The organism is Leptolyngbya sp. DQ-M1, assembly GCF_039962505.1.
Lineage (GTDB): Bacteria > Cyanobacteriota > Cyanobacteriia > Leptolyngbyales > Leptolyngbyaceae > Leptolyngbya.
Genome location: NZ_JAMPLJ010000019.1, coordinates 20,425 through 32,642 on the forward strand (window position 1 = coordinate 20,425; position 12,218 = coordinate 32,642).

Sequence of the window (12,218 nt, forward strand, 5' to 3'; positions counted from 1 at the left end):
TATCCGCATCAATTTCGTGAATCGCACATTGTCGATCACAAGTCGCTTGATTTGCTACTCCAGTGAAGTTAGCGCAAGGCGCAGGGCAAGGAAATTGCTCCAAATGACGAATTAAACTTAGAGATTTTGGTTTCCCATAACTTGTCTTGTGTTCATTCGACAAACCGCTAGAAGTGCTCCAGAACATTTGTTACAGAGCCCTTTAGAGGTTATATTTTGAGAATCACAAACGACCGGATACTGTTGGCGAACTCAGATTGGGATCACAATCAGGTTTCTGCCAAAGCTGCAAATCGAGAGACGCGAGTTTTTGGGTTGTGTCGCAAAAATGGTAGGGTAGGGAGGCTCAATTTTCGGTTCTGTCGCAAAGCTTTTAAAGCGACATACGAACTGGTTTCGTTCGTATTGTTTTAAGCAATCACTCCGAAGAGTTCATTGATGAATCTTGCTTGAGATACACTATCCCCTTGACTGATTCCCTTCACTTGTCCTTTACGAAGCATTGCCATTGCCTCTATCCCGCGCAACGTTCTCTTGGCTGTGTTGAAGATTGAAATCCCATCGGCGGTCTGACAATGCGCTTCACGTTGCGATGGTCTTGCTCAATCATGTTGTTCAAGTACTTGCTCTGTCGTAATTCGGTCTCGGCTCTCAATGTTTTGTCCTGCTTCAACTCATCCATTGCCACGGGATAGGCATCATTCTTATCGACGGTAATCACTCGGGGCGTTTGAGTGTGTTTCGCTCCCAACACTTTACGGAAAAAGCGTGCCGCCGCTTTTCCGTCTCGCTTCGCACTCAGCACAAAATCCAGGGTGTTGCCTGCCGAATCTACCGCTCGGTACAGGTACTTCCATTCTCCCCGGATTTGGATATAGGTCTCGTCGACTCTCCACGAATCACTCGTGGGACTTAAGAACCGTCTAATGCGTTTGTCTATTTCTGGGGCAAACTTCAAAACGAGCGCGATTAATGGTCGAATGATCCACGGCGATTCCCCGCTCCGCCATCATTTCCTCCAAATCTCGGTAGCTCAAGGAATAACGACAATATCAGCGCACATTTAGCAAGATGATTTCAGGCAGAAAGTGATGCCATTTGAACAGCGTGTCAGTCCTCATTGAGAGCAAGACTAGAGAAAATTGGGCGTTGCTGAATGATGGCATGAATTCCGGGTTTGCCCTCATCCCCAACCCTTCTCCCCAGGGAGAAGGGAGCTAGAAATACTCTTGTTCCCTCTCCCCAGGGAGAGGGTTAGGGTGAGGGCAGCAACCCATTTAAACGAAGAAAACATACCGCTATTCAGCAACGCCGAAAATTGAACTTCCCCACCCTACCATTTTTGCAACACAACCATTTATGCTTGTTCAAGAGACACGAAGTGCTTTTGAGGTTCAACGGATAACCGATTTTCTGCCCGCTCTGGTTTGAAATTTTTAGAACGTTTATCGTTATTTTTTTAGTCGTATTTGAGGATGAGGTAATGGCTGATCTGGCTACAAGCGTCGTCGAGCAACTGCAAGCGAGAGTTGAGAAGCTAGAAGCACAGCTAGATCAGTTAACAGCAAGCGAAGCCAAGTTCCGAGCGATCGCAGAATACGCCAGCGATACGATCTGTACCCTCAGCTCCGAAGGCAACATTACTTACCTTTCTTCCAATGTTCAGGAGACGATCGGCTACAGTGCGATCGAGCTAGAAGGGCAAAGCTTTCAGTCGTTGCTGCACGCTGAGGATCTAGTCGATTGCACCGAGATACTTCAGCAGGTGATTGCAACTCAACGACCCTATACAGGTTTAGAATATCGGGTGCGACACAAGCAGGGGCACTATGTCTGGCATCGTGCTAACCTGTCGGTCTGTCCGGATCAAGATGGACAGGCGATGCTGATTGCGATCGGGCGAGATGTCACTCACGAAAAAGAAACAGAAGCGGCTCTGGCAAAAACTCAGGCGCAATTTGAAGCAATTTTACAAAATGCGAGCATGCCGATTTTTGCCAAGGATTTAGAAGGGCGTTATCTATTTGCGAATCGCTGGGTCTCAGAGGAAGTAGGACTGCCGATCGATCAAATTCTAGGCAAAACCGATGCTGATTTATTACCTCCAGATGTTGTAGAAATGTTGCAGGCGAACGATCAACTGGCGCTGCAATCCGGTCAGGCGATTTGGACTGAAGAAGTCATTCACACGCCCCACAGCGAATCAATCTATCTTGCCGTCAAGTTCCCGCTTCTCGATCCCGATGGCATTCCCTATGCAATTTGTGGCATCTCTACTAATATTACGGACTTAAAGCGGGCGGAAACTGAACTCCGAGCCTCAGAAGCCCGACTGAACGAGATTCTGGATCGTACCTCTGCCGCAATCGCAAACTATCGAATCTATGCCGATCGAAGATTTGAGCCAGATTATTTCTCGTCTGGAAGTCTACAGCTTTGGGGCTTTACACCAGAGGAACTTCTCACAGATTTGCAACCGTGGCTGTCTCGTTACCACCCCGATGATTTGCAAACGATCCTCGATGAAGCATTTGATTTCATTTTTAGCGAACGTCCCTACACTCACGAATACCGCTATCATCACCCTGACGGCAGCTTGCGCTGGATTCAGTTAAATTTAACTCCTTATTGGGATGAGGCAGAGGGCTGTTGGCACACAGCGTCTTTTTCGATCGACATTACCGATCGTAAGCACACAGAAGCGGCACTCTTTGAAGCACAGCAGTTTGCTCAAAGCATTGCCGAAAAAACTCCGACGGTCGTCCACATCCATGACATCGTAGCACAACGTAATCGGTACAGTAATCGATCAGTGTTTGAACTCTTGGGATACACAGCCGACGAAATTGCAGCAATGGGAGCAGACATGCTGCCGACTCTGATTCATCCCGATGATCTCGGTGCGGTGATGGAGTATCAAAAAGCGATCGCGGCGGCGGCTGACCATGAAGATCTAGAAATCGAATGTCGAATGCACCATGCAAACGGCGATTGGCGCTGGGTGTTGTGCCGCGATAGGGTGTTCAAACGGGATGAGCGCGGCAATATGGTTCAACACATTGGAACACTGCAAGATATTACCGATCGCAAGCTTGCTGAACAAGCCCTCCGACGCAGCGAACAGAAATATCGCAACATTTTTGAAAACTCCTATGTAGGGGTTGGGAGAGCGAAATTTAGCACGGGCACTATTCTAGAGTGCAATCAGCGCATGGCAGACCTACTGGGCTATGATCATCCCTCGGAATTGTGCAATCAACCGTGGAAAAAACACTGCCCCAGCGAAGAACAAGCCCAAAGCATCATGACTGCCTTGCAAGAACATGGCATAGTCAACACGGAAGTCTCAGTTCAAGTTCTAGATGGTTCGCTTCGCTGGTGGTTAATGTCTAATCGAGTCAATTTCGATGATGACTGTATTGATTTTTTGGTGGCTGATATTACTGATCGCAAACGCCTAGAAGAGGATCTCCGTCAGTCTCAGCAGTTTCTCAACAGCGTGATTGAAAATATTCCGCTTGGGTTCTTTGCTAAAGATGTTCGCAATGATTTTCGTTACGTGCTGATCAATAAATGTGCTGAACTGTATGTCGGTTTTACCCAAGCGCAAGGCATTGGGCGCAATGACTATGAGCTATTGCCTGAATCAGAAGCAGACTATTACCGCAAACAAGATCAAGCGGTGGTGAAAGCACGATCGCTGATCGAAACTCCTGAAGTTGATATTACAACAGCGACAGGAGAACGCTTACTGACCCGTGTGATCAAGTTTCCTTTATTTGATGACATGGGTAATCTGACGCACTTACTTTGCCTCAACGATGACATCACCGAGCGCAAACAGCGAGAACAGGAACTACGCCTCGCTAAAGATGCAGCAGAAGCAGCTAATCGCGCTAAAAGTACCTTTCTCGCTAACATGAGTCATGAACTCCGCACTCCGCTCAATGTCATTCTCGGCTTCACGCAACTCATGGAGCGAGAAAGTGCATTGAACGATCGACAGCGCGGCTTTATCACGACGATCAACCGGAGCGGAGAGCACTTGCTGAATTTGATCAACGACGTGCTGGAGATGTCCAAGATTGAAGCGGGACGAATTGTGCTTCATCCTGAACCGTTTGATCTGCGGCATTTATTGGACATGCTGCAAGAAATGTTTCGGATTCGAGCAGAAGTAAAGCATCTCTCTCTCTCGTTTGATTTGTCGCCGGATCTGCCTGCGATGATTGTGGCTGATGAAGGGAAACTCCGGCAGGTTTTGATCAATCTTCTGAGCAACGCGGTGAAATTTACCGATCGGGGAAGCATTACGCTACAAGTCCACCTGAAAATCGAAGAGCAGCAAGGTCACAATGACTCGATCGTGCTTTCTCCTTTGCTTCACTTTGCAGTAAGTGACACGGGTAGCGGGATTGCCCCCGAAGAAGTTGAGCAATTGTTTCAGCCCTTCATGCAAACGGCAAGCGGGATTCAAGTCAAAGAGGGCACTGGATTGGGATTAACCATTAGCCGTCAATTTGTGCAATTGATGGGCGGTGACATCCAGATTCAAAGCGCAGTGGGTCAGGGATCAACGTTTATGTTTCAAATTCCAGTCACGCTCACTCAAGCTTCGATTCCGTCTCGCTCGATCTCCTCAAAACAGGTACTAGGACTAGCACCAGATCAACCGAATTATCGATTATTGATTGTGGACGATCAACCCGACAATTGCAGATTACTGACACATCTCCTACAAGCGTTTGGATTTGAAACCCGCAGCGCGAATAATGGACAAGAAGCGATCGCATGCTGGCAAACTTGGCATCCTCACCTGATCTGGATGGATATGCGAATGCCGATTATGGATGGCTATGAAGCGACTCGACACATTCGCGCTCTAGAAAGAGCAAGCAACACGCAGCAACCGACAAAAATCCTGGCGCTGACTGCGAGTGCGTTTGAAGAACAACGAGCCACAATTCTGACAGCAGGTTGCGATGATTTTGTGCGAAAACCGTTTCGAGCGCAAGTCATTGCTGACAAACTCAAGGAGCATTTAGGTGTGCAGTTTATTTATGCGGAACCCTTAGAAGCTGTTACTCCTGTAGTTCAGAAGCCTCAATCGCAATTCACAATTCAAGTGATGCCCTCAGAATGGATTCTGAACTTACAGCAAGCTGCGATCGAGGTTGATGGGGATCGAGTGTTGCAACTAGTGGCAGAGATTCCCTCCGCGCACGCTTGTTTAGCAGAGCAGTTGAACAATTTAGTCCAACGTTTCTGTTTTGATGAGATCCTAGAACTGATTGGAGAAATTGATGGATAGAAACGGCTACAAAGGTGACATTCTGATTGTGGATGACACCCCGGAAAATTTGACTTTACTGACCGAAATGCTGAAGCAAGAGGGGTATAAAGTCCGTAGTGTCACTAAGGGATCAACGGCTTTACGTGGGGCGCAGGCGGCTCCGCCCGGTGTGATTCTGCTGGATGTGAATATGCCAGAAATGAATGGTTACGAAGTCTGTCGGCAGTTAAAACTCCACGATCGTACTCGTGACATTCCCGTTATCTTCATTAGTGCGTTGGGAGATGTGCTAGACAAAGTAAAAGCCTTTGAGGTGGGTGGTGTAGACTACATTACTAAACCTTTTCAAATCGCAGAAGTCAAAGCACGAATTACGACTCACCTCACCGTTTGTCGGTTACAGCAGCAGCTTCAGGTTCAAAACCTGCAACTTCAGGCAGAAATCCGAGAACGGCAACAAGCCGAAGATAAGTTTGCCAAAGTGTTTCGCACCAGTCCACACCCGATCGCGATTACAACTCACAGCGAGGGACGATTTGTAGAAGTGAATCCTGCCTTTCTTCAACTCACGGGTTACACGCAATCCGAGATAGTTGAACTGACTGTTGCAGATTTGAACTTAGACATCGATCACGATTCCCAAACTATCTATAACCAAGAGTGCGAACTACGAACAAAATTAGGCAAAAAACGAACTGTATTGCTGTCTCTGGAAAACATTGAGCTAGACGGCGTACCTTGTATTCTGAATCTAGTCAATGACATTACTCAACGCAAGCGTTTAGAAAATGAATTTATCTCTGTGGTCAGTCATGAGCTGCGAACCCCTCTTTCCTCACTCATGGGTGCGTTAGATGTATTAGGGACAGGGCAGCTAGGGAGCTTAAATAATCAGGGTCAATCTGTGTTGAATATTGCCATTACCAGCACTGAGCGGTTGACCCGGTTAATCAATGACATTCTTGATTTGGAGCGATTGAAGTTCGGCAAAATTACACTACACCTAGCTCAATGCGACTTAGCTCAAGCGATGATTCAGGCAACCGAGGGGATGCAGGCTATGGCAAACCATGCTCAGGTGCAGCTACAGCTCCAACCTTTATCCGTCATGCTATGGGCAGATTGCGATCGTTTAATCCAAACGTTCACGAACTTACTCAGCAACGCGATTAAGTTCTCTGAGCCAGGTAAAACAGTGTGGCTGGATGCAGAGATGAAAAGCGCGGATTCGGTTTTGCTGACCGTGCGCGATCAGGGGCGAGGCATTCCCGCTGACAAACTGGACTTAATCTTCGATCGATTTCAGCAAGTCGATACCTCTGATAATCGCGCCAAGGGTGGGACTGGATTAGGATTAGCAATCTGTCGCAGCATTGTTGAACAACATCAGGGTAAGATCTGGGTAGAAAGCACTTTGGGACAAGGAAGTACGTTTTTTGTCGCTTTACCCCTTGCACTGCCGGACAAGAGCTATGAGTAGATGTGTCTTGATTGTTGATGATGAGAAAGATGTACTGTCGGTCATACAGATGGGTCTAGAAATGAGTGCAGGCTGGAGAGTGTTAACAACTACTTCCGGGAAAGAAGCCGTTGCGATCGCGACAGAATACCAGCCCGATGTGATCTTGCTCGATTGGATGATGCCAGAAATGGATGGACGAGCAACGCTGCAAGCGCTACGATCAAATTCTGCAACAAGCAGCATCCCGGTAATTCTAGTGACTGCTAAAACCCAGTCGCCAGATGGTGATACCTTTGCGGGGATCGAGGTTGCAGCAATTCTTACGAAGCCGCTCCGTCCACTAAAGTTGGCAGAGCAAGTCGATCGAGCGTTGGCTTAGAAAGTCCAAATTTGATCGAAATTCTACATCGTCTGCGGTTCAAGCAGTCGCTCAACGCAAGTCTGTTCTATTAGTCCTAATTGCTAGATGGGGAAGTAGGCAATTGGTACTCCTCAGCACCAGTAGGGACATGAAGACCTTGAGTTAACTGCGATTGTCGATAGCGGAACATCATTAGTCCTCCAACCAAGCCAAGCAGAATTAACAGCCCCAAGGCAGTGAGCGGTAGCCAATCTAAAGGCTTGATGATCTGCACGGCTTGATCAAGACGCTCTGGAGAGCGCAATCGTTCTAGTGAGGTTCTGCGGAATAAATGCTGATTATTCATGACTTAAATCGATTGACGGGCAATGAGGGTTTGGAATAGACCGGGCTGTGTCGCTAATTGATCGAAAGTGCCTTGTTGAACAATGCTGCCATGATCCAGGACATAGATACGATCAGCTTGACGAATCGTACTTAAGCGATGGGCGATCATAATGCGAGTGATATTGAGTTGCTCTAGGTTGCGGTTCACGGTGGCTTGGGTGAGATTATCTAAAGCGCTTGTCGCTTCATCTAAGAGTAAAATTCGCGGTTTCAGCACTAGAGCGCGAGCAATGAATAATCGCTGTCGCTGACCTCCTGACAGATTTAATCCTCCTTCTGACAGCAGCGTGTGCATCTCCATCGGCATCGATCGAATATCATCAGCAATTCCAGCCAGTCGAGCCGCTTCCCAAGCCTCATCCAACGTGACTATTGCGCCGTTAGCAATGTTCTCGAAGATTGAGTAATTCTGTAAGCGACCTTGTTGTAGAACTACCCCCAGTTGTCGTCGTACTGCCGTGATATCCAATTCCGCTAAGTCCTGATCGTCATAGTAAACGGTTCCTGATTCAGGAGTGTCAAAGCCCAACAGCAATCGAAATAAGGTTGATTTACCACTGCCGGAAGCTCCCACTAAGGCAATCAGTTCGCCAGGCTCGGCTTCTAGTGTTACCTGGTTTAGTGCGAGAGGACTCTGATCTCGATAGCGAAAATCAACGCGATCGAGCTTAATTCGTCCCGTCAGTTTCTCAGGATTACGGTGACTTGTGTCGACTTCAGGCGTTGCTTGGAGAATCGGTTGAGCTTGCTCCCAGAGCACTTCAGCTTGCAGGAATTGCGTCAGCGTGTTGCTTAAGCCTGTGGCACCCTGGATAAATGCGCTGAACGCAACATTAAACGCTAGGAACGTGCCGATCAACAGTCCAAATTGATGAATCAAGAGGGCGGCAAGTCCAAACAGAAACATTGAACTCACGGTGGGGAGTAGTGTGTTGAACACCATCAGCAGGTCTTCGATCGCTTGCGTTTTCAGCATGACCTGAAGTTGCTGGCGATAGAGCGTATGCCAATAGTCGAAGGCACGATTCTCGGCTCCTGCTACGCGCAGTTTCGCAATTCCGCCGAGCAGTTGAGTCATCGTGCCAAAGATGATTCCTTCTAGAGTCTGACGCGATCGGTAATGTTTGAGCGCGATCGCTCTAATCCGAGCCGTTACCACAAGAATTGTTCCTGCAATCAGCGTGACAACAATCGCGAGCGGGACGTTATAGATAAACAATAGTCCTAGATTGAGCAGTGCAAAGAGACTCGTTAACAGAGTCGAGAGTGTTACCCCACCAAATAATTCTCGAATTTGGTTGATCGATAGAACGCGGGTTCTTAGATCACCACTGGTATATTGCCGAAAAAACGAGAGTTTCAGCCTCAGCACATGATCCCAGAGGGCCGCTTGCGCCGTCATTTCCGCGATCGTTTGCACTCTCAGAATCACGCGCCGTTGGGCAATTTGAAAAATGGCAACCGCGAGACTGATGACCAGCAATCCTGCTCCAATGAGTAGTAGAAGGTCTCGATCCGCGGTAGGAATCGCTTGAGTGATCAGTAGCACGATCGCTTGGGGTGTCACCATTCCTAACAGCACCGCAGCCAATCCAAGCCAGAGAATCCGAACTCCATCGGCAAGGCGATTAGCGAGTGCAAAGTGCAGAAGCGCGATCGCGCTTTCTATTTGGTGGGGGAAGGGACGATAAAACATCCAAGCAGAGGGCGAAATTTGAGCGGCAGTGTGGGCATTGATCGGAATGCGCTTGTGCGTTACGGGATCGAAGTATTCATACTTTCCGGCTGCAATGGGAAGTAGGGCGATCAGTTGCTCGGTTGCTTCTAGATAGCCGAGTAGAGATCCGCTATCAGTTTTCCACCAGCCTGGTTCTAGCAGAATGCGACGCTTGCGAATGCGGGACGATCGCGCAATGTCTTCAAGTGGATCTTTCGTCGATCGATCAGATTGAGGGGGGTGAAGAACAATGCCTTGAGTCCGTGCTACGGCTCCGGCAGCAATGAGTAAAGCGTCCATCTTAATCTGCTCCTGCTAAACGAATTAAATCGGCATAGCTGCCTTGGGCTGCCCATAAGCTCTCATGAGTGCCGCGCTCCACAACTTGGTTAGTGCCTAGGACAAGAATTTCATCACAATCGCGGATCGTGCTTAAACGGTGCGCCACAATCAAACAGGTACAACCGCGTTGCTGTAGATTTTTCACAACGCGCAGTTCCGTGTCTGCATCAAGGGCACTTGTCACTTCATCTAAGATCAAAAAAGTAGGATCTGTGATTAATGCGCGGGCAATTTCTAACCGTTGCCGCTGTCCTCCACTGAGGTTTGCGCCTGCTTCTAGCACTTGCGCTGAAAATCCGCTTGGTAAGGACTGGATGGTGTCATACACCTCTGCATCCTGGCAGGCTTTTACAAGTTGTGCTTCAGAAATCGTGGTATCCCAAAGCGTGAGATTGTCTCGCACACTGCCGCCAAACAAAAAGATATCTTGCTCGATCATCGATACAGATTGAATGAATGTTGAGGGATTAATTGCGCCTTTAGGCATCCCATCGAATAGAATCTCACCCGACCAAGGTTGATACAAGCCAGCGACCAGCCGCGCGATCGTAGATTTAGATTAGAACGTTGTGCAGCGCTTGGTGTAGCAGATGTACGGTTTGCCACCACTCACGCCTAGTAGCTCTTCTTCGCTCAGTTCGTTCGAGCCAGCCTTGAGTTCATTGAGCAATTGGCTCACGCTGTCTACTGTGAGAGAGTAGCCTTTTTCTGCACCAGCAATTACCAGCAGTTTGACCACTTCGCCTTGGTTAGCTGCGGCTTTGATTTGAGCTTGCAGTTGAGCGTTTTGCAGCAGTTCTTTAAGGTTGTTAAGCATTTGATTTCTCCAAATTGGTGGATGGTTTCGTGTTCAGCGCCCGTTGTTTGGTTGGTGTCGCTTGAACTGATTAGAAGTAAAGTAATCAATCGAGGAGAACTAGGGGAGAAAATCCGGGCGAAAGTTGAACATGTTTTCGGCGATTAGATCATGACGATGGTCGGCAAACTCGTGCGCTCGATTGGGCTTGACGCAGTGAGCGCGATGCTCGGACTCAAGCACTTAACTTACAATGTCAAGCGATTCGTGTATCATCAAGCTCAAATTACAGCTTAATCAGGGCAAGCGAACCGGGCTTCTCGCTCACCGAGCAATGAAAGTTGCTCCTTTCCCGCTTCAATTTGAATGTGGGTTCTTAAGTGGTTAATTTTTCGAGGTTCCCTCTACTTGTTTGATGAAGTATCGCCGCTCTCGATCGACCAGCCGGGACTCGATCGCGCCTGAGATGCTGAGATTTTGGGTCTGTCGCCTAATCTGCTCATAAGTGAGACCAGAGTGACTAATTCGCTGCGGGTGAGTCCGTCTGTCTCGTTGAGAATTTTTAGAATGCGCTCAATACAGGTCAGCAACGCTTATCACAGGGAGAACGAATCTCTACATCAGAAAAACTGGATTTTGTTGACTATAAATCAGGAAGAGTAAATTAAGAATTTAGAACGGTAACTACTGAAGCGGAATGCTCGTCACCTTCCAGACCAGCCAAAAGGCGATCGTGGGCTGCCGCCAATTCGCTAGTGATTGAAGATATCAAAGGGTATCAACGCCCAATCAGTTAGCTTATGCTGCTATTGCCTGATGGTACATTTCTATTCGTAAGCTCTCTAACGGGTTAGAATTTCTCGATTTGCCCTTTCCTTCTCGCCTTTAAGGACGATCGGATCAAAGTTAACTTTGATCGTTTTCCCTGTTTTCCTGCCATTGACAACCTCCTTGAAGGAACCGGATGGAAAGTTGCAGTATCCTCGAACTTCACTGATCAGTTTTCCACGAATGTAGTCTCTAGCAAAACAATTCGTGTCGCTACCAGAGATGATAACTGTCCGAAACTGATCCCCAGACCACAGCAGGCTCTTATCAACTGTCAGTTCAACAACAATTCGACTATCCGTTTTTCCTATGCCCAAGTCGTTGTTAAAAACTTCCGTACTGAGAGGTTCTGGACTGCTGCTATTGAAAGTGATTTGCCCTTCGGTAGTAGCGCGGACGGAAGGAAAGCAACCAGGTAGAAGAATTAGAACGGACGAGATCACCAATCCGAGTTTGTTCATTTTCGCTTAGTGCAGGGCTTTTTTGCTGTGTAATATACAAAGCCTACTCACCTTTTTCCAAAAGCATCTTCAAATCTGTGACAGCTATTTGTGGTTGCTTTTGTCCGGATACACTTAGAGGATGTTTCAGAAGTATAAAAAGGCTTCTCGCTTCGATTGTAGTCCATCCGTGATTTTCAATCACGGGCTATCGGCACAAAGTCCACTTAAGGGACTAAAAGCCATGTCTTGCAGGCACTTCAGTCGGTTTCACCCGGCTTTGTGTCGATAGCCCCGACTTCCAGTCGAGCGGCGGATGATGCAATGAACGACTACCTCTAAAACATCCTCTTAGATCTCCGGAGACACTCAGAACGCCTCGACTCGAATATCACCTGCGCACCTTTCGCACTCGCTGAGTTTACTCTCAAGCTCTACTTCTGCAAGTCGCGCCTGAACAAACATAAGATCAAAACAAAACAGAGATGATATTAAGCGCATGAATTCAAAGCCCCCCTTTCGAGAACTCGGACGGAAATCCCAAAAGCACAAACTCAAGTCTGGAATTAAACAACGATTCAACGGAGCCTGT

Annotated in this window: 9 protein-coding genes and 1 pseudogene; 3 read left to right on the forward strand and 7 right to left on the reverse strand. The window is 47.8% G+C overall.

Annotation, left to right across the window (positions count from 1 at the left end; translation table 11 throughout):
* Positions 1-410 precede the first annotated feature (410 nt).
* Positions 411-1,121, reverse strand: a pseudogene (locus tag NC981_RS24195) (IS6 family transposase).
* A 362-nt stretch (positions 1,122-1,483) separates the two neighbouring features.
* On the opposite strand from NC981_RS24195, the gene NC981_RS24200 reads away from it, so the two are divergent.
* From NC981_RS24200 to NC981_RS24210, 3 genes are read left to right on the forward strand one after another with little or no spacing between them, the layout of a single operon-like run.
* The gene (locus NC981_RS24200; protein WP_348245374.1) at positions 1,484-5,311 is read left to right on the forward strand and encodes a PAS domain S-box protein; all 3,828 of its coding nucleotides are present in this window, start codon (positions 1,484-1,486) and stop codon (positions 5,309-5,311) included.
* Positions 5,304-6,773, forward strand: a complete 1,470-nt coding sequence (locus NC981_RS24205) for an ATP-binding protein (RefSeq protein ID WP_348245375.1) — start codon at positions 5,304-5,306, stop codon at positions 6,771-6,773. The genes NC981_RS24200 and NC981_RS24205 overlap by 8 nt, the downstream gene beginning before the upstream one ends.
* Positions 6,766-7,134, forward strand: coding sequence for a response regulator (locus tag NC981_RS24210; RefSeq protein ID WP_348245376.1), 369 nt, complete (start codon positions 6,766-6,768; stop codon positions 7,132-7,134). Before NC981_RS24205 ends, NC981_RS24210 begins: the two co-directional genes overlap by 8 nt.
* A gap of 76 nt (positions 7,135-7,210) precedes the next feature.
* On the opposite strand, the gene NC981_RS24215 is transcribed toward NC981_RS24210, so the two are convergent.
* The 6 genes from NC981_RS24215 to NC981_RS24240 all read right to left on the reverse strand — a co-directional run bounded on the left by NC981_RS24215 (position 7,211) and on the right by NC981_RS24240 (position 11,647).
* Entirely contained in the window at positions 7,211-7,462 is a 252-nt protein-coding gene (locus NC981_RS24215) for a hypothetical protein (RefSeq protein WP_348245377.1), read from the reverse strand.
* Between the two features lie 3 nt (positions 7,463-7,465).
* Positions 7,466-9,520, reverse strand: a complete 2,055-nt coding sequence (locus NC981_RS24220) for an NHLP bacteriocin export ABC transporter permease/ATPase subunit (RefSeq protein WP_348245378.1) — start codon at positions 9,518-9,520, stop codon at positions 7,466-7,468.
* A 1-nt stretch (position 9,521) separates the two neighbouring features.
* Positions 9,522-10,109 carry an ATP-binding cassette domain-containing protein gene (locus NC981_RS24225; RefSeq protein WP_348245382.1) on the reverse strand — a complete coding sequence of 196 codons (588 nt, stop codon included), beginning with the start codon at positions 10,107-10,109 and terminating at the stop codon, positions 9,522-9,524.
* Between the two features lie 12 nt (positions 10,110-10,121).
* Entirely contained in the window at positions 10,122-10,379 is a 258-nt protein-coding gene (locus NC981_RS24230; RefSeq protein ID WP_348245379.1) for a Nif11-like leader peptide family natural product precursor, read from the reverse strand.
* 383 nt (positions 10,380-10,762) lie between these two features.
* Positions 10,763-10,948, reverse strand: coding sequence for a hypothetical protein (locus NC981_RS24235; RefSeq protein ID WP_348245380.1), 186 nt, complete (start codon positions 10,946-10,948; stop codon positions 10,763-10,765).
* Between the two features lie 252 nt (positions 10,949-11,200).
* The gene (locus NC981_RS24240) at positions 11,201-11,647 is read right to left on the reverse strand and encodes a hypothetical protein (RefSeq protein ID WP_348245381.1); all 447 of its coding nucleotides are present in this window, start codon (positions 11,645-11,647) and stop codon (positions 11,201-11,203) included.
* Between the last annotated feature and the right edge of the window lie 571 nt (positions 11,648-12,218).